Consider the following 23486-nt stretch of genomic DNA (forward strand, 5'->3'; position numbering starts at 1 on the left):
CCTTATGAGTGATTACAAAGAAACACTGAACCTCCCGCAGACCGCCTTCCCGATGAAGGCCAGCCTGGCGCAGCGCGAACCGCAGCGCCTCAAGCAGTGGCAGGAGGCCGACCTGTACGGCAAGATCCGCGCCGCGGCGGCGGGGCGCCCGAAATTCATCCTCCACGACGGCCCCCCCTACGCCAACGGCGACCTGCACGTGGGCCACGCGGTGAACAAGATCCTCAAGGACATCATCGTCAAGGCGCGCGGCCTGGACGGCTTCGACGCGCCCTACGTGCCGGGCTGGGACTGCCACGGCCTGCCCATCGAATTGAATGTCGAGAAGAAGGTCGGCAAGCCGGGGGTGAAGGTGACCCCCGCCGAGTTCCGCCAGAAGTGCCGCGAGTACGCCGCCGGCCAGGTCGACAAGCAGCGCACGGACTTCGTGCGCATGGGCGTGTTCGGCGACTGGGACAACCCCTACCTGACCATGAATTTCCGCTTCGAGGCGGATATCGTGCGCACGCTGGGGCGCATCGCCGCCAACGGTCACCTGCACAAGGGCTTCAAGCCGGTGCACTGGTGCATGGACTGCGGCTCCGCCCTGGCCGAGGCCGAGGTGGAGTACAAGGACAAGCAGTCCCCGGCGATCGACGTGGCCTACGCCGCGCTGGACCCGGAGGCTGTCAACAAAGCCTGCGGCACCGACTACCCCGGCGAGATCGCCATCCCCATCTGGACCACCACGCCCTGGACCCTGCCGGCGAGCATGGCGGTGAGCCTGGCGCCGCAGCTGGAGTACGTGATGCTGGCCGGTGAGGGCCGCGCGCTGGTCGTCGCCGCCGAACTGGCCGAATCCTGCGCCAAACGCTACGGCCTCGGCGAGCCGGAGATTCTCGGCCGCTGCCTCGGCGCGGCCCTCGAAGGCCAGCTGCTGCAGCACCCCTTCCTGGAGCGCCAGGTGCCGGTGCTGCTGGGCGACCACGTCACCACCGACGCCGGTACCGGCGCCGTGCACACCGCCCCGGCCCACGGCCAGGAGGACTTCGCGGTGGGCAGCCAGTACGGCATCGAGGTGTACAACCCGGTGGGCGGCAACGGCGTGTTCCTGCCCGATACCGAATTCTTCGCCGGCCAGCACGTGATGAAGGCCAACCCGGAGATCATCGAATTGCTGCGCGAGCGCGGCGTGCTGCTGCACGACGAGGCCTACGAGCACTCCTACCCGCACTGCTGGCGCCACAAGACGCCGATCATCTTCCGCGCCACGCCGCAGTGGTTTGTCAGCATGCAGCAGAACGGCCTGCTGGACGCCGCCAAGGCCGCGGTCGAGGAGGTGCAGTGGGTGCCGGACTGGGGCAAGGCGCGCATCGACGCCATGCTGGAGAGCCGCCCGGACTGGTGTATCTCGCGCCAGCGCACCTGGGGCGTGCCGATCGCGCTGTTCGTGAACCGCGCCAGCGGCGAGCTGCACCCGCGCACCCAGGAACTGATGGAGCAGGTGGCCCTGCGTATCGAGGAGGCCGGCATCGACGCCTGGTTCGACCTCGATCCGGCCGAGCTGCTGGGCGATGAGGCCGCCGATTACGAGAAGGTCACCGACACCCTCGACGTGTGGTTTGATTCCGGCGTCACCCACGCCTGCGTGCTGCGCCAGCGACCCGAACTGCAGGCCCCGGCGGACCTCTACCTGGAGGGCTCCGACCAGCACCGCGGCTGGTTCCAGTCCTCCCTGCTCACCGGCATCGGCGCCTACGGCGAGGCGCCGTACCGCGCCGTGCTCACCCACGGCTTCACCGTCGATGGCGAGGGGCGCAAGATGTCCAAGTCCATCGGCAACATCGTGCCCGCGGCCAAGGTGATGAAGGACCTCGGCGCGGACATCCTGCGCTTGTGGGTAGCGGCGGCGGACTTCCGCGGCGAGGTCGCGGTCTCCGACGAGATCTTCAAGCGCACCGCCGACGCCTACCGCCGCATCCGCAACACCGCGCGCTTCCTGCTCGCCAACCTCAACGGCTTCGAGCCGGCCCGCGACGCCCTGGCCTGGGAGGACATGCTCTCCCTGGACCGCTGGGCGGTGGACCGCGCCGCGGCCCTGCAGGAGGAGATCCAGCGCGACTACAGCGGCTGCCAGTTCCACCTCATCTACCACAAGGTGCACAATTTCTGTGCCGGCGACCTCGGCGGCTTCTACCTCGACGTGATCAAGGACCGCCAGTACACCACCCGCGCGGATTCCGTGGCGCGGCGCTCGGCGCAAACCGCGCTGTACCTGATCGCCGAAGCCATGGTGCGCTGGATCGCGCCCATCCTCAGCTTCACCGCCGAGGAGATCTGGGAAAACCTGCCCGGTGAGCGCGGCGAGTCCGTGTTCCTGGAACTCTGGTACGCAGGCTTGCACAAGCTGTCCGGCGACGAGGCCATGGGCCGCGACTTCTGGCGGCAGATGATCGCCGTGCGCGACGCCGTCAACAAGGCCATGGAAGAGCGCCGCGCGGCGGGTGAGCTGCGCGGATCGCTGGATGCGCAGGTGACCCTGTACGCGGCGCCCGAGTTGCACGCGCAACTGGCGGAGCTGGGCGAGGAGCTGCGCTTCGTGCTGATTACCTCCGCAGCCACCCTGCAGCCGCTGGGGGCCGCGCCGGAAGACGCCGCTGCCAGTGGCATCGATGGCCTGCGTTTGCAGGTCTCGGCTTCGCAGGCGCCCAAGTGCGAGCGCTGCTGGCACCGCCGCGAGGACGTCGGCAGCATCGCCGCGCATCCCACCCTGTGCGGGCGCTGCGTGGAGAACGTGGATGGCGACGGCGAGCCGCGGCACTTTGCCTGATTTCGCGGGGCCTGATGCATTGAAAGCGTTCCGCTGGTACGCACTGGCGCTGATCGTCGTGGCGGCCGACCTTTACACCAAGCAGCTGGCCAGTACCCTGCTGCAGTACGCTCGGCCACAACCGGTGTTTTTCTGGTTCGACCTGACCCTGCACCATAATGAGGGCGCCGCCTTCAGTTTCCTCAGTGGCGCCGGCGGCTGGCAGCGCTGGCTGTTCACCGCTATCGCCGTGGCCATGAGCGTGTTCATCGGCGGTTGGATCTGGGTAGGGCGGCGCGCTCACTGGCTGCTGGGCCTGGGCCTGGGCTTGATTCTCGGCGGCGCCCTCGGCAACCTGTACGACAGGCTGACGCTGGGCTACGTGGTCGATTTCATCTCCGTGCACTGGCGCGGATGGTACTTCCCGACCTTCAACCTGGCCGACTCGGCGATTACCGTCGGCGCTGCCTGCCTGTTACTCGATAGCGTCCTCCAACGGGGACGGGAGCAAGCATGATCGAAAACAGCGTACCCGTATCCGAGGGTACCCGTGTCTTCCTCAATTTTTCCGTGAGCCTGGACGACGGCTCGGAAGTGGATTCCAACTTCGGCGGCGAGGCGGTGGATTTCGCCGTGGGCGACGGTTCACTGCTGCCCGGTTTCGAGCGCCTGCTGTTCGGCATGACCGCCGGCCAGCGCCAGTTGTTCACTGTGCCGCCGGAGGATGCCTTCGGCCAGCCCAACGAGAACAACGTGCAGCGCATCGACCGCGAGCACTTCGACCCGGACGCCGAGCTGAGCCTGGGCCTGGTGTTCTCCTTCGCCGACGCCAGCGGCGGCGAGGTGCCCGGGGTGGTGGTCGGATTCGACGACGACGAGGTCACGGTGGATTTCAACCATCCCCTGGCCGGGCGCACGATACTGTTCGACGTGCTGGTACACCGCGTGGAACCGCTGGAACTGCACTGATGGAAATCCAGCTGGCCAACCCGCGCGGCTTCTGCGCCGGCGTCGACCGCGCCATCGATATCGTCAACCGCGCGCTGGAGGTGTTCGGTGCACCCATCTATGTGCGCCACGAGGTCGTGCATAACAAGTTCGTGGTCGAGGACCTGCGCTCGCGCGGGGCGGTGTTCGTCGATGAGCTGGAAGAGGTGCCCGACGACTGCATCGTGATTTTCAGTGCTCACGGCGTCTCCCAGGCTGTGCGCATCGAGGCCGATCGCCGCCACTTGCGCGTGTTCGACGCCACTTGCCCGCTGGTGACCAAGGTGCATATCGAGGTGGCGCGCTTCAGCGCCGAGGGGCGTGAGTGCGTGCTCATCGGCCACGCCGGCCACCCGGAGGTCGAGGGCACCATGGGCCAGTACGACCACAGCGCCGGCGGCGACATCTACCTGGTGGAGGACGAGGCCCAGGCCGCCGCCCTGCAGGTGCGCCAGCCCGAGCGCTTGTGCTATGTCACCCAGACCACGCTGTCCATGGATGATACCGCGCGGGTCATCGATACCCTGCGCGCGCGCTTCCCGCAGATCGAGGGGCCGCGCAAGGACGATATCTGCTACGCCACCCAGAACCGCCAGGACGCGGTCAAGCAGCTGGCCGCCAATTGCGACCTGGTACTGGTGGTGGGGTCGCCCAACTCCTCGAACTCCAACCGCTTGCGCGAGCTGGCTGAACGCATGGGGGCCGATGCCCACCTGCTCGACGGTGCCGCCGATATCGACCCGGCCTGGCTAGTGGGCAAGCGGCGCATCGGGGTGACCGCCGGGGCTTCCGCGCCCGAGGTGCTGGTGCAGGAGGTGGTTGCAGGCTTGCGCGCGCTGGGCGCGGATGCGCCGCTGGAGGTCGCCGGGCGGCCGGAAAACGTCACCTTCTCGCTGCCGCGCGAATTGCGTATCGAGGCCCGCGAAATCTGAGCTCCGCTGTCACCCGGTTGCGGGGCGCCTCCAGCGCGCGACGCTGATTCCGGGGTCGATCACCAGTTTCCCCACTGGTGGTCGCATTCCCCCGCTGACGATCATTTCCGGCACCTCGCCGCGTCATTTCCCGCCAGAATCGGCCCGATCAGGGCATTCCCTCGCGCCGCGCCCCCGGCCCGCTATGCTGCGCGCAGGAGGGACGATCCATGGACGGAGCGCGTTGCCCCCGGGGCTTTACCCTGGTCGAACTGCTGGTGGTACTCGCCGTGCTGGGCATCCTGCTCGGCGCGGCCCTGCCCGGTTTCGAGCAGATTGGCGAGGCGTCGCGCATGCGCAGCGCCGTGCAGCACCTGCTGCTGGATGTCATGTTCACGCGCAACCAGGCGATCAAGCGCAATGTCCCGGCGATTCTCTGCCCCTCTCGGCATGCCGCCGGTGGCGAGCGCAGCTGCGAGGGGGCGTATCGCGACGGCTGGCTGGTGTTCGCCGACCTCGACCACGACCGCGAGCTGGACCCCAACGAGCCCCTGCTGCGGCTGGCTGCAGCGCTGCCAGACAGCCTGCGGGTGACCAACCGCGCCGCCACCCGCACGGCGGACGAGCGTATCGCCTACCTGCCGGACGGCACCTCGCGGCGCAATCTCACGCTGATGATCTGCTCGCAGCTGCGACCGGAACTGGAATCGCGCGCCCTGGTGCTCAACCGCGTGGGGCGGCCGCGGGTGGCGCGCGGCTGGGGGGAATGCCCGCCGTCGGGATAGACGGCCGGGGCCGGGAAGTCGGGTGGCCCGGCGCGGGCCTACTCGTCGAGGCCGAGCTTTTTCAGCCGGTAGCGCAGGCTGCGGAAGCTGATGCCCAGCAGCTTGGCGGTGGCGGTCTTGTTCCAGCGCGAGTCCTCCAGCGCCTTGCTCAGGATCTCGCGCTCGATGTCCTCGAGGTAGCCCTCGAGGTTGCCGTAGGCCTCGTCCGCGGACCAGGAGTGGCTGCCCTCGCGGTCGCTCTTGCGGGTGCGTGCGTGGGGCGAGCGCGGCGAGGCGCTGGACTGGGTGAGCTGCAGGTTGTCGGCGGTGATGGTGTCGCCCTCGGCCAGGGCCAGGGAGCGCTCCAGGATGTTCTCCAGTTCGCGCACGTTGCCGGGGAAGGTATAGGCACAAAGGGCCTCGATGGCGGAATCGTCCAGCCGCATGCTGCGCGAACCCTGCTCGCCGGCGATGCGCTGCAGCAGGGCGGGGGCGAGCAGGGGCAGGTCCGCCATGCGCTCGCGCAGGCTGGGCACGTGGATATCGATGACATTGATGCGGTAGTAGAGGTCGTTGCGGAAGCGCCCGGCCTCCACTTCGGCGGCGAGGTCCTTGTGCGTGGCGCTGAGGATGCGCACGTCGATGGCCTGCTCCTCGCTGGCACCGACCGGGCGGATCGCCTTTTCCTGGATGGCGCGCAGCAGCTTGACCTGCATGGACAGCGGCAGGTCGGCCACCTCGTCGAGGAACAGGGTGCCGCCGGCGGCGGCCTGGAACAGGCCGGGCTTGTCGCCGGTGGCGCCGGTGAAGCTGCCCTTCATGTGGCCGAACAGCTCGCTCTCCATCAGCTCCGGCGGTATGGCGCCGCAGTTCACCGCGATAAAACTGCCGGCGGAGCGCGGCCCGTGGTTGTGGATGAGCCGTGCCACCACCTCCTTGCCACTGCCGGATTCACCGCGGATATGCACCGGGGCCTGGCTGCGCGCCAGCTTGTCGATCTGTTTGCGCAGGCCGCGGATTTCGGGGGTCTCGCCGATCAGGCGCTGGTCCACCGGGCGCCCGGGTTTCTCCGCCGCCAGGCCCAGTTGCAGGGCGTTGGCCACCAGCTTGCGCAGGGTGTCCAGCTCGATGGGTTTGCTGATGAAATCGAAGGCGCCGGCCTTGAGCGCGGTGATCGCGGTCTCGACGCTGCCGTGGGCGGTGATCATGGCCACCGGGATGTGCGCGTGTTCGCGCGAGATGAACTCCACCAGCTGGATGCCGTTGCCGTCCGGCAGTTTCATGTCGGTCAGGCACAGGTCCGGGGAGACCTCCGCCACCATGTCGCGGGCCTCGCCCAGGGTTGCGGCGCTGAAGGTGTCCAGGCCCATGCGCGCGAGGGTGATGTCCAGCAGTTCGCGGATGTCGGGTTCGTCGTCGACGATGAGTACTCGCTGTGCAGGCATTCAGATGGTTCTCTGGCTCAGGGCGATGCGGAAACAGCTCTCGCCCTGTTCGGTGGGGCGGTAGCTGAGGTCTGCATTGTTGATTTCACATAATTCCTTGCACAGGAACAAGCCCATGCCGCTGCCCTCGGAAACGGTGGTGAAAAACGGCTCGAACAGTTTGGCGCGGTCCGCCGGGGCCACGCCGGCACCGTTGTCGATGACGTTGATCGAGCAGGCCTGGGCGACGAAATCGAGCTCCACCACGATGCGTGCGCTCTCCGTGCCGCCCGCCATGCCGCTGTGGCGCAGCGCGTTGTTCAGCAGGTTGGTCATCACCCGGCCCAGGTTCTCCGGGTCGAACTCGATGATCAGCTCCTTGTAGCGGCAGTCCACGGTGATGTCCGCGGGCCGGTTGAGGCCCTGCAGGTACTCGCGCACGTAGCTCTCCAGCCACTGGTCGAGCTCCAGGTACTCGGGCTTGGGCGGTTCGCGGCGGGAGATCTGCATGACGCTCTCTACGATCTGGTTCACCCGCTCGCTGTGGTTCTGGATGATCTGCGCCATGCGCTGGTCGCTGTCGCTGAGCTCCTCCGACTCCAGCAGCAGTTGCGCCGCGTGGCTGATGGCGCCCAGCGGGTTGCGGATTTCGTGGGCGATGCTTGCGGTCAGGCGGCCCAGGGAGTTGAGCTTGAGCGATTGCGCGTACTGGGTGACCGGCGTGTAGTCCTCGATGAAGACCAGCGAGTCGTGGCTGTTGCTCGGCTGCAGTTCGCGGAAGTGGGCGATGATCGAGGGCGAGTCCTCCTGCACGCGAAACGGCCGCGCGCGGTGGTGACCGTTGTCCTGCCACTGTTCGAACTGGTCGGCCAGTTCCGTGCAGTAGTCCGCCAGCAGCCGGCCCTGGTCCATGAACGCCGGACGGTCCGGGACCAGCAGCTTGGAGGCCGCCTTGTTCATCACGCGCACGAAGCCCTCGTCGTTGACCAGCAGGATGCCGGTGTCCATGTGCTGCACGATCTGCTCGTTCAGGCGCTGCAGGTCATACAGGTCGCTGGCCCGGGTGCGCGCCAGCTCCTCGGCGCGGCTCAGGCGCTGCACCACCACCTGCACCATCAGCGAGACCAGGAACACCAGCGCGCCGAGCAGCCCCGCGGGGAACAGCGAGCGCACCTCGCGGATACCCTCGGCGATAAACCACACGGTGTCGCCGAGCAGGGCGAGCGCGGAGAGGGCGGCAATCAGCGTCGCCAGCGTGCGATTGCTGAGCAGCACCGCGCTGGCGGCAACGGTGATCACCAGCAGCACCGGGATGCCGCTGATCACACCGCCGCTGGCGTGGGACATCAGGCTGATGGCGACGATGTCGGTGGCGAAGATCGCGACCAGGATGCGCGGCCCGACGCTGCGCCCGAGGAACGCGACCAGCGGGACGTTGGTGGCCAGGTAGAGCACGGAGACCCAGATATACAGCTCCGGGTACAGGATGCCGACGAATTGCCGGGTATTGGGGCTGACCAGCATGATCAGCAGCACCAGCGAGACCAGCGCGCGGTAGGCCACGTAGATGCGGAAGGGCGCGAGACTGTGCGCGCCGGAGGACCTGCTGGGCCTGGTGAGAATGGCTGGGCGGTTCACGGTGGCTCGAAGCCTGTTATCTTTGCTGGCGAATCAATGTCCAGTGTATCAGGCATGACCCCAATTCGGGCTGGCCTGCGGCGCAAGTTTTGCGGAAAATAGCGCTCCCCGAAAGCTATCCCGAGCCGTGTTATGGCAAGCCTGGACATTCTCTGTGCGCAAATGAATACGCTGGTCGGCGATTTCGACGGCAACACCGAGCGCGTCATCGACATCGTCCAGCGCGCCTGCTCGGCGCGGCCCGAGCCGGTGGTGGTGTTCCCCGAACTCACCCTGTGCGGCTACCCGCCGGAAGACCTGCTGCTGCGCCCCAGCGTCGGGTTGCGCGTGGAGCGCGCGCTCACCTGCCTGCTCGCCGAACTGCCCGGTGAGGCCTGGGTTCTGATCGGCTACCCCCGTCGTGAAGGCCGCGCGTTGTACAACGTCGCCGGGGTCCTGCACGACGGGCGTATTATCGCCGAGTATCGCAAGCAACTGCTGCCCAACTACCAGGTGTTCGACGAAAAACGCTATTTCACCCCGGGCACCGAACCCTGCGTGGTGGAAATTGGCGGCGTACGTGTGGGGGTCACTATCTGCGAGGACATCTGGGAGCCGGAGCCGGCGGCGCAATCCGCGGATGCCGGCGCCGAGCTGCTGCTCAATCTCAACGCCTCCCCCTACCACCGCGGCAAGCGCGGCGAGCGCTGGGCGCTGGTGCGCGAGCGTGCGCGGCAGTCGGACCTGCCGGTGGTCTACGTCAACCAGGTCGGCGGCCAGGACGAACTGGTCTTCGACGGCGGCTCCTTCGCGGTCACCGCGGACGGCGATATCGCGGCCGCCGCGCCCAACTTCGAGGAAGGCGAATATTGGCTGAGCTTCGACGCCGGGGATCGGCGGAACCCCTTCAGCGGCCTGGCCATCGCCGAGCCTCTGGACGAACTGGAGGCGGTATGGCGCGCCCTGGTGTTGGGCGTGCGCGACTACGTCAACAAGAACGGCTTCAAGGGCGTGGTGCTGGGCCTGTCCGGCGGTATCGACTCGGCCCTGACCCTCGCTGTCGCGGTCGACGCCCTCGGCGCGGAGCGCGTCGAGGCGGTGATGATGCCGTTTCGCTATACGGCGCAGATGAGCGTGGAGGACGCGGCGGAGCAATCCCGCGTGCTCGGCGTGCGCCACTCGGTGATCTCCATCGAGCCGATCTACGACAGCTTCATGGCGGCCCTGGCGGACGAATTCGCCGGCACCGCTGTGGATACCACGGAGGAGAACCTGCAGGCGCGCTGTCGCGGCGTACTGCTCATGTCGATCTCCAACAAGAAGCGCTACCTGGTGCTCACCACGGGCAACAAGAGCGAGATGGCGGTGGGCTATTCGACGCTCTACGGCGACATGGCGGGCGGTTTCGACCCGATCAAGGACGTGCCCAAGACGCTGGTCTACCAGCTCAGCCGCTACCGCAACACCCTGGGTCCGTGCATCCCGCAGCGGGTGATCGACCGGCCACCTTCGGCGGAACTCGCGCCGGACCAGAAGGACGAGGACAGCCTGCCGCCCTACGATGTGCTCGATCGTATCCTTGAGTTGTATGTCGAGGAGGATATGAGCGCGGAGGCGATTATCGCCACGGGTATCGAGCGTGAGGCTGTGCTCCGGGTGGTTCGACTGGTCGATATCAACGAGTACAAGCGGCGGCAGGCGCCGGTGGGGGTGCGCATCACCAAGCGCGGGTTCGGGCGCGATCGGCGCTACCCCATCACCTCTGGGTGGCGGATCGGGGAATAGCCGGTTTCTCGACTTGCCGGTTCTGGCGCCGTAGCACCGCCTGTGAAACGGTCACAGGCTCCGCCAAGTTGCGGGCTGCTGGGGAGAGGGTATTACCCGCCGGTTCCGGCGCCGTAGCACCCCCGGCGAAACGGCCACAGGCTCCGCCAAGTTGCGGGCTGCTGGGGAGAGGGTATTACCCGCCGGTTCCGGCGCCGTAGCACCCCCGGCGAAACGGCCACAAGCTCCGCCGCGTTTGCGGGCCGCTGCGGAACTCGAGCATTTTTCGCTGCGCGAAAAATGCTCTCAGACAGTCCTCGCGGAAAGCCCCCGCAAACGCGGCTACGCAAAAAGCGGTGGCCTGATTGTTTCGCCGGGGGTGCTACGGCACCGGAACCTACCTTTTGATATATCCCCGGCTGTTTCTGGGCTTTCGCCCGATCCTTTGATTGCAAACCTGAGACTGAAGGCCCGAGGCCCGAGGCTCGACAGCCGAGAGCCAAAGCCAAAGCCAAAGCCGAAGCCGAAGCCGAAGCCTGGAGCCTGGAGCCTGGAGCCTGGAGCCTGGAGCCTGGAGCCGAGGGCCGGGAGACAAGCCAAGCCAAGCCGAGCCGAAACCGTGGATCGCAGACTGCGAACTCAAGCCTGCAATCCAGAAGCCGCAACCCTGAGCGATAGCCGCCCGCCCTCCGGATGTCAGCGTTGTACCGACTGGAAGGGATGGAAGCCGCTACGGGCCCGCCGAAAACGTCCGGGGCCATGGATGGCCCCGGCCGAGCTGCCATGGACGGCGCTTTTGCGATTTTCGGCGGGCCCGTAGCGGCTGCCAGCCCGGCGGGAATACGACCCACCACGACTCGGAAGTACGACCCACCACGACTCGGGGACCCACCACGACTCGGGAATCCGACCCACCACGACTCGGGAATACGACCCACCACGATTCGGGAATACGACCCACCACGACTCAGGAAATCGACGCACCGCGGTTCAGCAACTCGACGAATTGCGGGATGGAAACGCGAGGAAGCACTGCTCAGTGGCGCTGCGCCCTACGACTCAGGAGGGCGACCCGCCACGGTCAGGAATGCCACGAACCGCGGCTCGGGAGCGTGGTCGGGTGAGCGCCCTGGAGGCCAGCTCACCCGGGCGGGGGAGACAGCGTTACTCGGCGTACATCCGCCGGGTATCGAACTGCGGCGGCTCCGGCGGGAAGAACAGGCCGAAGGTGAGCTTGTTCAGCCAGTTGCGCTGCAGGCCGTCGAGGGTGTAGACGCTGTCGAAATTGCCGTCCTCGTCGAGGTTCGGGTAGTCCGGGAAGTTCCTGGCCAGCACGTCGATCGTGTCCTGGGCCAGGTCGTTCATACCCAGCAGGATGTAGCCCTGGGCCATCACCGCGAGGCCATCGGGGACGGCCGGGGTACGCTGGAAGTGCTCGACCACGTAGCGGCCGCGATTGACGGCGGCCATATAGGCGCCGCGGCGGAAGTAGTAGTTGGCGACGATGATCTCGTGGCGGGCCAGCACGTTGCGCAGGTAGACCATGCGCGCGCGGGCGTCCGGGGCGTAGGGGCTGTCCGGGAAGCGGGTGACCAGCTGGTTGAATTCGGCGAACGCCTCTTTGGCCGGGTTGATGTCGCGCTCGGCGGCGTCGGTGGGCAGGAAGCGGTCGAAAAAGTCGGTGTTCACGTTGTAGGCGGACAGGCCCTTCATGTAGTAGGCGTAGTCCACGTTCGGGTGGCCCGGGTGCAGGCGGATGAAGCGGTCGGCGGCTTCCACGGCGGCCTCGCGCTCGTAGGCCTGGTAGTGGGCGTAGATCAGTTCCAGCTGGGCCTGCTCGGCGTACTTGCCGAAGGGGTAGCGGGATTCCAGCGCCTGCAGCGAGCGGATGGCGGAGTCGAAGTTGCTGGAGCGCAACTGGCCCTGGGCGCGGTCGTAGATTTCCTGTTCGCCGCTGTCGGCGGCGATGGCGTCTTTCTCGTCGTTACTTGCACAGCCGATCAGGGTCAGGCCGAGGAGCAGGAGCAGAACGTATCTCAATGATCTCACCAGTATGCTGTTGCGGGATGCTAAGATGCACCCGCGCGTCAAGGCGGGTATTTAACCACAGCCCCGCAGGCGCTTAAACAGGTAAACCATGACCGAAAGGATCGAACACAGCGCCGTGGTGCCCGCCGCCCTGGCCGGCGAGCGCCTGGACCAGGCGGCGGCGCAATTGTTCCCGGATTACTCGCGCTCGCGCCTGCAGGGCTGGATTCGCGACGGCGGCCTGTTGCTGGACGGCGCGTCGGCGCGGCCGCGCGACAAGGTCGTCGAGGGCGCGGTGCTGTCCATCGCCACCGAGGCCGAGGCGGCGGTGGGCTGGGCGCCGCAGGCGATCGACCTGGACATCGTGTTCGAGGACGACGACATCCTGGTACTGGACAAGCCGGCGGGCCTGGTGGTGCACCCGGCCGCGGGCCACGCGGACGGTACCCTGGTCAACGCGCTGCTGGCGCACGCGCCGCAGATGGAACTGCTGCCGCGCGGCGGCATCGTGCACCGGCTGGACCGCGAAACCTCGGGCATCATGGTGGCGGCCAAGACGCTAGCCGCCCACCACCACCTGGTCGACCAGTTGCAGGCGCGCACGGTCAAGCGCGAGTACGCGGCGGTGTGCGTCGGCGCGCTGACCGGCGGCGGCACGGTAGAGGCGCCGATCGGCCGCCACCCGCGCCAGCGTAAAAAGATGGCAGTGGTCGCAGGCGGCAAACCGGCGATCACCCACTACCGGATTGCCCAGCGCTTCGGTCACTACACGCATATCGCGGTCAACCTGGAGACCGGGCGCACCCACCAGATTCGCGTGCATATGGCGCACCGGCGCTACCCGCTGGTGGGCGACCCGGTGTACGGCGGCCGTTTGCGCCTGCCGCCGGGCGCCTCGCCGCTGCTCACCGATACCCTGCGCGGTTTCTCGCGCCAGGCCCTGCACGCGCGGGTGCTCGGGCTGGTACACCCGCGCAGCGGCGAGACACTGAGCTTCGAATGCCCGCTGCCGGCGGACCTGCAGCACCTGCTGGACGTCCTGGCCAGCGAGGACCCGGCGGCGGGCCATGCCTGAGCCGGACTGGTCGGTTCCCGGCATCCTCGCCCTGTCCAGCGAACGGCAGGGCGGGCGCAGTGCAGCCCCCTGGGACACTTTCAACCTCGGCGATCATGTCGGCGACGATCCGGCGGCGGTGGCGGCCAATCGCTCCCGCCTGCAGGCGATGCTGCCCGGGGGAACATCGATCCAGTGGCTGCAGCAGGTGCACGGCGCCGACGTCGTGCGCGCCGCTGGCCGCGGCTGTCCGCAGGCGGATGCCTGCTGGACGGATACGCCGGGTATCGCCTGCGCCGTGCTCACCGCCGACTGCCTGCCGGTACTGTTCGCCAGCGCCGATGGTGCTGTGGTGGCCGCGGCCCATGCCGGCTGGCGCGGACTGCTGGCCGGGGTGCTGGAGGCCACGGTGGCGGCCATGGGCGTCGATCCGGGGCGATTGCAGGCCTGGATGGGGCCGGCCATCGGCCCGCGCGCCTTCGAGGTCGGGCCGGAGGTGCGCGAGGCCTTTCTCGACGCCGGTGATTCGCGCGCCTGTTTCACCACCAGTCCCAATCCCGGGCGCTACCTGGCGGACATCTACGCCCTGGCCCGTGCGCGCCTCGCGGCTGCAGGGGTCAGTGCGGTCAGCGGCGGTGGTGAGTGCACGTTCCGCGCGCCGCGCCGTTATTTTTCCTATCGCCGCGACGGTGAAACCGGCCGCATGGCCAGCCTGATCTGCATCAAGCCGCAGTGATTCCCCACTTGAATTAAGGGCTTTCGCCCGCATATCCCCGGCAGTAGAGATTTAAGCCCCCGGCACAGGCCCGCGGGCAATGAGGATATGCAATGCGAATGGACAAACTGACCAACCAGCTGCAGACGGCACTGGCGGACGCCCAGTCCCTGGCGCTGGGCAAGGACCACAACTTCATCGAGCCGGTACACCTGCTGGCGGCGCTGCTGGAGCAATCCGGCGGTTCTGCACGGCCGTTGCTGCAAAAGGCCGGCGGCGATATCGCCCGCCTGCGCGGCGAGGTGCAGGCCGCGGTCGAGGCGCTGCCGCGGGTGAGCGGCACCGGCGGCGACGTGCACATCTCACAGGACCTGATGCGCGTGCTGAACCTGACCGACAAGCTGGCGCAGCAGGGCGGCGACAGCTATATCTCCAGCGAACTGGTGCTGCTGGCCATGCTCTCCGCCAAGGGGCGCCCGGCCGACCTGATGACCGCCTGCGGGGTGACCGAGGCGGCGCTGAAAACTGCCATTGAACAGGTGCGTGGAGGAGAAAAAGTGGACAACCCCGAAGCAGAAGAGTCGCGCCAGGCGCTGGAGAAATACACCATCGACCTGACCGAGCGCGCCGAGCAGGGCAAGCTGGACCCGGTGATCGGCCGCGACGACGAGATCCGCCGCACCATCCAGGTGTTGCAGCGCCGCACCAAGAACAACCCGGTGCTGATCGGCGAGCCCGGCGTGGGCAAGACCGCCATCGTCGAGGGCCTGGCCCAGCGTATCGTCAACGGCGAGGTGCCCGAGGGCCTGAAGGACAAGCGTGTGCTCAGCCTGGATATGGGCGCGCTGCTGGCCGGCGCCAAGTTCCGCGGCGACTTCGAGGAGCGCCTCAAGGCGGTGCTCAACGAACTGTCCAAGGAAGAGGGCAGGGTGATCCTGTTCATCGACGAATTGCACACCATGGTCGGCGCCGGCAAGGCCGAGGGCTCCATGGATGCGGGCAATATGTTGAAGCCCGCCCTGGCCCGCGGTGAGCTGCACTGCGTGGGCGCCACCACCCTGGATGAGTACCGCCAGTACATCGAGAAGGACGCCGCGCTGGAGCGCCGCTTCCAGAAGGTCCTGGTGGACGAGCCGAACGAGGAAGACACTATCGCCATCCTGCGCGGCCTCAAGGAGCGCTACGAGGTGCACCATGGCGTGGACATCACCGATAGCGCCATCATCGCCGCGGCCAAGCTCTCCCAGCGCTACATCACCGACCGCCAGCTGCCGGACAAGGCCATCGACCTGGTGGACGAGGCGGCCAGCCGCATCCGCATGGAAATCGACTCCAAGCCGGAATCCATGGACAAACTGGAGCGCCGCCTGATCCAGCTCAAGATCGAGCGCGAGGCGGTGAAGAAGGACAAGGACCCGGCGGCCAAGAAGCAGCTCGACCACCTGGACGAGGAGATCGACAAGGCCGAGCGCGAATTCGCCGACCTGGAAGAAGTCTGGAAGGCCGAGAAGGCCTCGCTGCAGGGCGCCGCGGAAATCAAGAGCGAACTGGAGCAGGTCAAGCTGGAGCTCGAGGCCGCGCGCCGCGCCGGCGACCTGACGAAAATGTCCGAGCTGCAGTACGGCCGTATCCCGCAGCTGGAGAAGCAGCTGGAGCAGGCCCACGAGGCGGAGAACACCGAGCGCAGCATGACCCTGCTGCGCAACAAGGTCACCGATGAAGAGGTGGCCGAGGTGGTCTCGCGCTGGACCGGTATCCCGATCTCCAAGATGCTCGAGGGCGACCGCGAGAAGCTGCTGCGCATGGAAGACGCGCTGCACTCGAGGGTGGTCGGCCAGGACGAGGCGGTGGTGGCGGTATCCAATGCCGTGCGCCGCTCGCGCGCCGGGCTGTCCGATCCCAACCGACCCAACGGCTCCTTCCTGTTCCTCGGTCCCACCGGGGTGGGCAAGACCGAGCTGTGCAAGGCGCTGGCCGAGTTCCTGTACGACTCCGAGCAGGCCATGGTGCGCGTGGACATGTCCGAGTTCATGGAGAAACACTCCGTGGCGCGGCTGATCGGCGCGCCCCCCGGCTACGTCGGCTACGAGGAGGGCGGTTACCTGACCGAGGCGGTGCGCCGCCGGCCCTACTCGCTGCTGTTGCTGGACGAGGTGGAGAAAGCCCATCCGGACGTGTTCAACATCCTGTTGCAGGTGCTGGAGGACGGCCGCTTGACCGATGGCCAGGGCCGCACCGTGGATTTCCGCAACACCGTGGTGGTGATGACCTCCAACCTCGGCTCCGACTTGATCCAGGAAATGGCCGGTGAAGAGAACTACGCGAAGATGAAGGCCGCGGTGATGGGCGTGGTCGGCACGCACTTCCGTCCGGAGTTCATCAACCGTATCGACGAGACGGTGGTGTTCCACCCGCTGCAGCAGGACCAGATCCGTGGCATTGCGGGAATCCAGCTGCAGGGCCTGCGCAAGCGCCTGGCCGAGCGAGAGTTGCAGTTGGAGATCTCCGACAGCTTCATGGATCACCTTGTAGAGGCGGGCTTCGACCCGGTCTACGGCGCGCGGCCGCTGAAGCGGGCGATCCAGCAGGAGCTGGAAAACCCCCTGGCCCAGCGCATCCTGTCGGGGGACTTTGCCCCGGGGACGACGGTGGTAGTGGACCAGGAAGGGGAGAACACGGTCATTTCCGGGCGTTGAGCCCGGAAGTGATGAATCCCGCCCAGGCAGCTACAATTGATATGTAACTGCCAGCGCGATTTCTCCATACTGCGCAAGTCCGGTGCGGTGCAGCCAGCGAGCTGACTGCAGGAAGAGCAGGAACAGAATCAGACGGAGGTCTGGTGATGCGGCGGGATAGCGGATTCACGCTTATCGAGCTTATGGTGGTCGTCAGTATCGTGGCGATCCTGATGGCCATCGCCGTGCCCGCGTTCCAGCGCCAGGTGCTCAAGGGGCACCGGGCCGCCGCCCAGGGCGAGATGATGATCCTGGCCAACCGGCAGGCCCAGTACCTGCTCTCCGAGCGCCGCTATTTCGACCCCAACGACGTGTCCTATACCTGGCCGGACGAGGTCAGCAAGCACTACATCTGCAGCTATACCCGGACGGCCTCGCCGGCGCCGCCCTCGTTTACGATCACCTGTGCGCCCAGGGGTGAGCAGACCAGGGACGGAGGGCCGCTCACACTCAATAATCTCGGCGTCAAGACGCCCCCGGACCTTTGGGAGTGAGCCATGCTGCGCGAGCGGAGCCGACAGTCCGGCGCACTGATGATCGAGGTCCTGATCACCATCGCAATCGTGGTGATTGGCGTCGTCGGCCTGCTGCAGATCCAGTCGCGCCTGCAGGAATCCGAAGTTGAGGCCTACCAGCGCAGCCAGGCGCTGATGCTGCTCAACGACATGGCCGACCGGCTCTCCACCAACCGGGTCAATGCGGACGCCTACGTCACCACCGGCCTCGCCACACCCTATCTCGGGGTGGGGGGCGAGGACTCGGTGTGCGACTCGGCGGATGCCAGTGTCGTTGCGATCGACCTGCGCGAGTGGTGTGAGCAGCTGCGCGGCGCGGCCGAGACCAGTGGCGGTACTGCGGTCGGCGGCATGATCGGCGCCCGCGGTTGTGTGCAACCCGTGGGCATCGGTGCCTTCATGGTGACGGTGGCATGGCAGGGCCTGACCCCGGTGGCCGCGCCGCCGGCGAGCGTCAGCTGTGCCGTCGGCCTGTACAACCAGCCCTCGCCTTCACCGTGCGTGAACGACGAGTGCCGCCGCTACGTGACCACCATGGTGCGCCTGGCCAACCTGGAGTCCACATGATGGGGAGCCCGGCCCGCACAAAGCAGCTTGCCGCCCTGTCCCGCACCTCCGGGCACGGACAGGGCGGCCTGAGCCTGGTTGAACTGATGGTCGCCATGGCGCTCAGCCTGCTGATCGTCATGGCCCTGACCGGTCTGTTCGTGGATGTCTCCCGCTCCAACGCGGAGATGGCCAAGACCAACACCCAGATCGAAAATGCCCGTTTTGCCATGCAGTTCCTGCGCAATGACCTCATCCATGCGGGCTACTGGAACGCCCATATTCCCGAGTTCGACGACCTCAGCCACACCGGCGCGCCGACGGACTACCCCACGGCGATACCGGCGCCCTGTGCGGAATTCGACGACTGGGACACCAACGTCGACGGCCTGGTCGACGCCGCGGACGACTATGTCCGCGGGCTGATGGCGATTCCCCTGCAGGCCTACGACAGCGTGCCCTCCGGCTGCACCCTGCCCAATTACCTCGCCGATACCGATGTGCTGTTGGTCCGCCACGCCCAGACCTGCGCGGTCGGCGATGTGAATTGCGATCCCTTTGACCCCAACGAGTTGTATTTCACCAATGCGAATTGCTACTCGGGCCAGATCAATGCCGGTATCAACTTCACCCTGGATCCGAACTCGCCGGTCACGCCCTTCGAACTCGACTGCGCCACGCCGGTCGCCCCGCGTCGCTACGTGCAATCGATCTACTACATTCGCGATTACGCAGTAGACCCGGGTGATGCGATTCCCACCCTGGTGCGCTCCGAATTCGGCTTCAGCGGCGGCGAATTGAAACAGCAGCCGGCGCAGGCCCTGGTCGAGGGGATCGAGCGGTTCCGCGTGGAACTGGGGCTGGACCGCAAGAGCGATACCGGGGAGGACGTCGACCCCAACGACCCCATCGCCTGGGCGGATGAAGACGTGCGCTACTCGCCGCGCAACCGCGGCGATGGTGTTCCCGAGAGTTTCGTGCACTGTGAACCGTCCTGCGCACTGGATGAACTGACCAACGTCGTCGCCGTCAAGCTGTTCCTGCTGGCCCGCGCGACCGAGGTTTCTGCCGGGTATGCCGACACCAAAACCTATCAACTGGGGTCCGGTTTTACCGTCGCCGCCGCCGACCTGCCCGCGGGCACGGGCTTCAAGCGGCATGCCTTCAGTTCCACGGTGCGCCTGAACAATGTTTCCGGGCGCAGGGAGACACCGCCATGAGAGCGGCCGGAAGCCAGCGCGGCGTGATCACCATTTTCGTTTCAATGATGATGCTGCTGCTCACCACCATTCTTGTCGTCACCGCCTACGCCATCAGCACCAACAATCTCAATGCGGTGGGTAATGTGCAGGTGCGCGACGAGGCCATAGCCGCGGGCCAGTGGTATATCGAGGCCGCGATTCAATCCGACTTCACCACCCCGCCAGCGTCTCCCGCAGACCTGGTGCTGGTGGATGCGCCCATGGATATCAACAACGATGGTGTCGTGGATTACTTCGTCGACCGCGAGGCCCCCGAATGTATCCAGGCGACCCAGGCGAGTACCCCCGCGGCGAGCAGCGTTACGCTTCCCGGGTTCAGTGCCGGCAATGCCTGGAACATCCTGTGGGAAATCCGCGTCAACGCCACTGATGTGGTGACCGGCGCGGACGTCCGGTTGGCGCAAGGCGTGCGCCTGCTGGTGACGAATACACAGAAGACGCTGTTCTGCGGTCCCTGAAAATTGGTTCCTGGCCACGGCTGGCCCGGGAGGCGGGTATGAACACTGTAATCAGGAAGCTGCTTTTCACCCTCTGTAGCGTGGCATGCACGGCGTCGTTGCGCGCGGAGGACATCGACCTGTTTCTCGGCGCGCCACCGGTGGAAGCCGGAGTGCCCAATGTGTTGTTCATCATCGACAACACCTCAAACTGGCGGCAGCCGTTTGACGATGAAATGGACGCGCTTGTCGATGTGTTTGAAGCGCTGCCCGTCGGCTCCGTCAACGTCGGCATCATGCTGAACAGCAAGGTCAATTCGGTTGTTCGCAACGTCAAGGGTGGCTATGTGCGCGCGGCGATCAGGCTGATCGACGAGGACGCAAAGGACGACTACCGATTGATGCTGCTGGGCAACCAGGATGACGGCGGGTCTATCCGTGGCTTCCAGAGCAATGTTCACGACGGCGCCGGTGGCCAGGCCTCGGTGGTCATGGCGGAAGCCTGGCAGTATTTCTCCGGTGGCGAACCGTTCGCCGGCAACCACGAGGAGGCGGATTATCGGGGCAACACCTACATGTACAACGGGGGAAATGCCGTGAAGTGCTGCGCTGAATCTCACGACGTGTGGGGCAGGCCGGGTAACGCGCTGGATAGCTTGCGCGCCAGCGCTTACAACAGTCCGGTAGATCCAAACGATTCCTGCGCCGGCAATTATATTATTTACATCGGCAACGGTCCCAACCAGAGTTCGGCGAGTTCCGAACGCAACGCGGACCAACTACTGCTCGCCGCGGACTGGCCCTACAGCGCTACCGGCGGCATATCGGGAAGCGGGGTCATCGGCTCCGGGGGCGGGGGAGCGCAGTGGGTCGACCTGGCGCCTGAAGTCACCGTGGTCGATGGTCCCGGCCAGTACCTGGCCGACGAATGGGCCGCGTTCATGCGGCACAGCCGCTACGGCATTTCCACCTACACCATCGATATCAACGCGACAACCAGCGGCCAGGGTCCTGCCTGGTCGGATACCATGCGCAATATGGCGCACCACGGTGGTGGCGAGTATGTCGACATCGACGGTGACTACGACAACATCGTGAAGGCCGTGACCGATATACTCAGCGCCATCATCGCCCAGAACTCGGTGTTTGCGTCGGTCGCGCTGCCGGCCAGCGCAAACGCGCAGAGTACGTTTCTCAACCAGGTGTATATCGGCCAGTTTCGTCCGGATGAGGGGCGGGGCCCACGCTGGTTTGGCAACCTCAAGCAGTACAAGCTCGGCCTGGACGCCGACGACGTGCTGCGCCTGCTCGACGCCAACGATGTTCCCGCATTGTATTCATCGTCCACCGGGGACACCGAGGGCCTGTTCAAGGAATGTGTCAGCAGTTTCTGGACACCCGCTCTCGAGGACGATTACTGGGATTTCCTCGACCCGGAAGATCAGCGCGGCAGTTGTATCAGCGCCGCGGACCCCGGTTCCTCGAACACGCCCGACGGTCCGCACGTAGAGAAGGGCGGTCAGGCCTATGTGTTGCGCAGCGATGTGCTGACCCCGACGTCGCCCGCCTTGCGCAAGGTATTTACCTGTACCCCGGCCAGCGGTAGTTCGGGCTGTTCGGGTCTGACCGACTTCAACGTGTTGAACTCCGATGTCCAGTTCCCGGGTATTACCGATGCCAATGAGCGTATCGATCGAATCCGCTGGGCGCGCGGCTACGATGTACAGGATGAGAACGGGGTAAACGGCCAGTTGGATTTCCGCCCTTCGGTCCACGGCGACGTGATTCATTCGCAGCCGGTGGCTGTGGACTTCGCCCGCGGCACCGGTACTCCCGAGGTGGTTGTGTTCTACGGGGCGAACGACGGGTCCTTGCGTGCCATCAACGGGAGCCGTACGGATACGCTCTCAGGCATCGATGCAGGCGGGGAATTCTGGGCGTTCATACCGCCGGAGTTCTACGACGACATCAACCATGTCTTCGACCCCAACAGCGTCACGATCAGGTTCCCCGCTACTGCTGCGACCGCTCCGGCTGCGGGTGTGGCGAAGTCGTATGGTCCTGACGGTCCTATCACCGCGTGGCTCGACCCCAATTCGCCGGCGGTCAACCTCTATGTCGGTATGCGGCGCGGCGGACGCACGCTCTACGCCTTTGATGTCAGCGACACTACAAGCAATCCGCCCACCGACCCTGTGCTGAAGTGGCGCAAGGGCTGTCCCAACCTGGACAACGACACCGACTGCACTACGGGCTGGGCAAACATCGGCCAGACCTGGTCACAGGCGAGCGTTACGCCCCGTGCGGGCGGGGGGCCGGTCATCCTGATGGGTGGCGGTTACGACGCCTGCGAGGACTACGACAACGACGTGGACCAGAACAACAACTGCGCCGGCAGCGACAAGGGCAACTCGATCTACGTGCTGGATGCCGATACCGGCGCCATCCTCAAGGAGTTCGGCACAGACCGCGCCGTCCCCGGGCGGGTGACTGTAGTGCCGCTGTCCGAGGGCGACCGGGACATCGCCTTTGCCTACGCGGCGGATACCGGTGGTAATCTCTACCGGATATCCGGTGTCAATGCCGAATCCGAGATCGGCAGTTCGGCCCCCGTTGACTGGACCATCACCAAAATCGCCAGCTTCGGCTGTGGCGGGACGGCCACCGCCACCTGCAGTGCCGCACGCAAGTTCCTGTTCGGTCCGGATGTGGTGCGGGTGCCGGATCGCAACTACGAGTACCAGCTCCTGCTCGGCTCGGGCGATCGGGAGAAACCCCTGTATGACTACGGTGGGGCGGCCGCTGTGCAGAACTACTTTGTCAGTTTTGTCGACAAGCCCAAGGTGCCCGCCTGGCTGATCGATCCCTCGCCGTCAGTGTGTGGCGCCGATGAGATGTGCCTGGACCGCCTGTCTGGCGTGAGTCCCTCCGGGCCGCTGGATCCCAACGCCCCGGTTAACCCGGAGGGTTGGAAATACCAGCTGGCGGCGGGCGAGCAGGTGGTTTCGGGTGCCCTGACGGTGGCGGACGTGGTGAATTTCAGCACCCATGTGCCGCAGCTCTACACACCGGGCGATTGCGACGCCGGGCTGGGCACCGCCTCTACCTACAACCTGAAATACAGCAGTGGCGAGGGCGAGCAGAACGTGATCGTCGGCGGCGGCCTAGTGCCGACTCCGGTGGCCGGCAACGTGATCCTCGACGATGGTACAGTAGTGCCGTTCTGTATCAGCTGCGGGGGTGAGGCCTCGCCCATCGGCGCGGCTGAAGCGAGTGCAGCAGCCAGTTGGCTGCAGGCAAAAAACCGCATCTACTGGAAGATCCTGAAGTAGTGGGCCAGGTCAGCGGGCGAGCAGAACAGGGACAGTGCCGTCGCCGACGTCGCATCGGCGGCTTCACCTTGGTGGAACTGATGGTTGTGCTGGTGATCCTCGGTGTGGTGCTGGCGGTGGCTATTCCCGGTTTCTCCACGCTGGGGGTGGTAACCCGGCTGAAGTCCGCCGCCAACGAGTTTGTCACCAGCGTCTATCTCGCACGCGGCGAGGCAATAAAGCGCAACGCGCCGGTACGCCTGTGTGTCGCCAACAACCTCGGCTCAGGTTGTGCCGGCGCCGGCGCCTGGGACAACGGCTGGCTTGTCATCGACCCCAATGACGTGGTGATCCAGTACCGCGAGCCCTTCCCCGACAGCCTGGTGTTTACCAACCTGAGCAGTGTGCATACCCTGCGCTTCGACCCTTCCGGGGCCGAGGTCACATCGGTGACTCCCAGTGGTTCAGCCGTGATGACGTCAAAGATGAAGATCTGCCAGAGCAAGCCGCTGGGGCACCAGGAGCGGGAGATCACGCTCACTGCAGCGGGGCGTACGAGCGTGAAGACCACCACGCAGGGCGCGTGTCCTTAGCATCGGACAAGATTGGTGCCGGACAAGATTAGTGC

General features: G+C 66.1%; 18 protein-coding genes. 15 read left to right on the forward strand and 3 right to left on the reverse strand.

What is annotated here, in order from left to right:
• Nucleotides 1–4 precede the first annotated feature (4 nt).
• The 5 genes from ileS (at nt 5) to E4634_RS18155 (ending at nt 5471) form a co-directional block, all read left to right on the forward strand.
• Nucleotides 5–2809, forward strand: a complete 2805-nt coding sequence (gene ileS, locus E4634_RS18135) for an isoleucine--tRNA ligase (protein ID WP_135446081.1) — start codon at nt 5–7, stop codon at nt 2807–2809.
• Between the two features lie 19 nt (nt 2810–2828).
• Nucleotides 2829–3305, forward strand: a complete 477-nt coding sequence (gene lspA, locus E4634_RS18140; RefSeq protein WP_240725240.1) for a signal peptidase II — start codon at nt 2829–2831, stop codon at nt 3303–3305.
• Nucleotides 3302–3757 carry an FKBP-type peptidyl-prolyl cis-trans isomerase gene (locus tag E4634_RS18145; RefSeq protein ID WP_135446083.1) on the forward strand — a complete coding sequence of 152 codons (456 nt, stop codon included), beginning with the start codon at nt 3302–3304 and terminating at the stop codon, nt 3755–3757. Before lspA ends, E4634_RS18145 begins: the two co-directional genes overlap by 4 nt.
• Nucleotides 3757–4707: a 4-hydroxy-3-methylbut-2-enyl diphosphate reductase gene (gene ispH, locus E4634_RS18150; RefSeq protein ID WP_135446084.1), complete on the forward strand. Its 951-nt coding sequence runs from the start codon at nt 3757–3759 to the stop codon at nt 4705–4707. The genes E4634_RS18145 and ispH overlap by 1 nt, the downstream gene beginning before the upstream one ends.
• Before the next feature lie 209 nt (nt 4708–4916).
• The gene (locus E4634_RS18155) at nt 4917–5471 is read left to right on the forward strand and encodes a GspH/FimT family protein (RefSeq protein WP_135446143.1); all 555 of its coding nucleotides are present in this window, start codon (nt 4917–4919) and stop codon (nt 5469–5471) included.
• A gap of 38 nt (nt 5472–5509) precedes the next feature.
• Here E4634_RS18155 and E4634_RS21725 read toward each other — a convergent pair whose 3' ends face one another.
• The gene (locus E4634_RS21725) at nt 5510–6895 is read right to left on the reverse strand and encodes a sigma-54-dependent transcriptional regulator (protein ID WP_206046939.1); all 1386 of its coding nucleotides are present in this window, start codon (nt 6893–6895) and stop codon (nt 5510–5512) included.
• Nucleotides 6896–8512 carry a sensor histidine kinase gene (locus E4634_RS21730; protein WP_240725241.1) on the reverse strand — a complete coding sequence of 539 codons (1617 nt, stop codon included), beginning with the start codon at nt 8510–8512 and terminating at the stop codon, nt 6896–6898.
• A 132-nt stretch (nt 8513–8644) separates the two neighbouring features.
• Here E4634_RS21730 and E4634_RS18165 point away from each other — a divergent pair, with 132 nt between their 5' ends.
• Entirely contained in the window at nt 8645–10276 is a 1632-nt protein-coding gene (locus E4634_RS18165) for an NAD+ synthase (protein ID WP_135446085.1), read from the forward strand.
• Between the two features lie 1143 nt (nt 10277–11419).
• On the opposite strand, the gene E4634_RS18175 is transcribed toward E4634_RS18165, so the two are convergent.
• Nucleotides 11420–12295 carry an outer membrane protein assembly factor BamD gene (locus E4634_RS18175; protein WP_135446087.1) on the reverse strand — a complete coding sequence of 292 codons (876 nt, stop codon included), beginning with the start codon at nt 12293–12295 and terminating at the stop codon, nt 11420–11422.
• Nucleotides 12296–12392: 97 nt separating this feature from the next.
• Between E4634_RS18175 and rluD the strand changes: the two genes are divergently transcribed.
• The 9 genes from rluD (at nt 12393) to E4634_RS18220 (ending at nt 23451) form a co-directional block, all read left to right on the forward strand.
• Nucleotides 12393–13358 carry a 23S rRNA pseudouridine(1911/1915/1917) synthase RluD gene (gene rluD / locus E4634_RS18180; protein ID WP_135446088.1) on the forward strand — a complete coding sequence of 322 codons (966 nt, stop codon included), beginning with the start codon at nt 12393–12395 and terminating at the stop codon, nt 13356–13358.
• Complete coding sequence (gene pgeF, locus E4634_RS18185) at nt 13351–14073, forward strand: peptidoglycan editing factor PgeF (RefSeq protein ID WP_135446089.1); 723 nt, start codon at nt 13351–13353, stop codon at nt 14071–14073. The genes rluD and pgeF overlap by 8 nt, the downstream gene beginning before the upstream one ends.
• Before the next feature lie 92 nt (nt 14074–14165).
• Nucleotides 14166–16748: an ATP-dependent chaperone ClpB gene (gene clpB / locus E4634_RS18190; RefSeq protein WP_135446090.1), complete on the forward strand. Its 2583-nt coding sequence runs from the start codon at nt 14166–14168 to the stop codon at nt 16746–16748.
• A 146-nt stretch (nt 16749–16894) separates the two neighbouring features.
• On the forward strand, nt 16895–17281 hold the full coding sequence (locus tag E4634_RS22020; RefSeq protein WP_135446091.1) for a type IV pilin protein: 387 nt from the start codon (nt 16895–16897) through the stop codon (nt 17279–17281).
• A 3-nt stretch (nt 17282–17284) separates the two neighbouring features.
• Nucleotides 17285–17869 carry a type IV pilus modification protein PilV gene (pilV, locus tag E4634_RS18200; protein ID WP_206046940.1) on the forward strand — a complete coding sequence of 195 codons (585 nt, stop codon included), beginning with the start codon at nt 17285–17287 and terminating at the stop codon, nt 17867–17869.
• Nucleotides 17866–19068 carry a PilW family protein gene (locus E4634_RS18205; RefSeq protein ID WP_206046941.1) on the forward strand — a complete coding sequence of 401 codons (1203 nt, stop codon included), beginning with the start codon at nt 17866–17868 and terminating at the stop codon, nt 19066–19068. The genes pilV and E4634_RS18205 overlap by 4 nt, the downstream gene beginning before the upstream one ends.
• Complete coding sequence (locus E4634_RS18210; protein ID WP_135446092.1) at nt 19065–19568, forward strand: hypothetical protein; 504 nt, start codon at nt 19065–19067, stop codon at nt 19566–19568. Before E4634_RS18205 ends, E4634_RS18210 begins: the two co-directional genes overlap by 4 nt.
• A 38-nt stretch (nt 19569–19606) precedes the next feature.
• Complete coding sequence (locus E4634_RS18215; protein WP_135446093.1) at nt 19607–22879, forward strand: pilus assembly protein; 3273 nt, start codon at nt 19607–19609, stop codon at nt 22877–22879.
• Nucleotides 22879–23451 carry a GspH/FimT family pseudopilin gene (locus E4634_RS18220; RefSeq protein WP_276606635.1) on the forward strand — a complete coding sequence of 191 codons (573 nt, stop codon included), beginning with the start codon at nt 22879–22881 and terminating at the stop codon, nt 23449–23451. The genes E4634_RS18215 and E4634_RS18220 overlap by 1 nt, the downstream gene beginning before the upstream one ends.
• Nucleotides 23452–23486: the final 35 nt, after the last annotated feature.

The sequence above is a fragment of the Mangrovimicrobium sediminis genome (genome assembly GCF_004745945.1).
Taxonomy (GTDB): Bacteria; Pseudomonadota; Gammaproteobacteria; order Pseudomonadales; family Halieaceae; genus Mangrovimicrobium; species Mangrovimicrobium sediminis.